Origin of the sequence: Streptomyces sp. A1136 (genome assembly GCF_004795055.1) — a bacterium.
Lineage (GTDB): Bacteria > Actinomycetota > Actinomycetes > Streptomycetales > Streptomycetaceae > Streptomyces.
Genome location: NZ_SSBJ01000163.1, coordinates 1 through 695, shown reverse-complemented (window position 1 = coordinate 695; position 695 = coordinate 1). Strand labels below are relative to the sequence as shown.

Annotated in this window: 1 protein-coding gene; it reads left to right on the top strand. The window is 68.5% G+C overall.

Annotated features, from left to right (window positions below):
* Positions 1–182: 182 nt before the first annotated feature.
* A partial coding sequence (locus E6R62_RS37845; RefSeq protein ID WP_168714314.1) for a transglycosylase family protein occupies positions 183–695 on the top strand: 513 nt, incomplete at its 3' end.

The following is a 695-nucleotide window of genomic DNA, read 5'->3' as shown; positions in this document are numbered from 1 at the left end:
AGCACCGGTGACCTGGACATCTGGGCCGGCCGCGGTGACACCACCTTCGGTGCGGCCAACAAGCTCAGCTCCGGCTGGTAACCCCCTTCCGTCTGCCGCCCGGACCCACCCGGGCGGCAGACGCCCCACCGTCCCGAGCACAGAGCCTCTCACCAACCCCAGCCCGGAAGGTCCGCTTCGTCATGGCCATAGCCCACCGCCTCGCCCGCCCCGGAAGTGTCGCCGTTACCGCCGCCGCCTGCTCCCTTCTCCTCGGCCTCGCCCTCACCACCAGAACCGCCCACGCGGCCTCGGTCAGCACATGGGACAAGGTCGCCCACTGCGAAAGCACCGACGACTGGAGCATCAACACCGGAAACGGCTTCTACGGCGGGCTCCAGATAACCCTGGAGAACTGGCAGCACTACGGCGGGACCCAGTACGCCGCCCGCCCCGACCTCGCGACCAAGAAGCAGCAGATCCTCATCGCCGAGAAGATCCTCAAGGACCAGGGCCCCGATGCCTGGACCTGCGCTCCGGGGACCGACCTGGCGACCGACAAGGCCAACCCGTACCCGGAGGACAACCTGCCGTCCGCGGTGTTCACGCAGACGACGGCGGCGGACTTCAACGGGGACGGGCAGGCGGACATCGTCGCCCGGGACTCCTCTGGCACGTTGAAGATGTGGACGCACAACGCGGGCGGCTACTTCAAC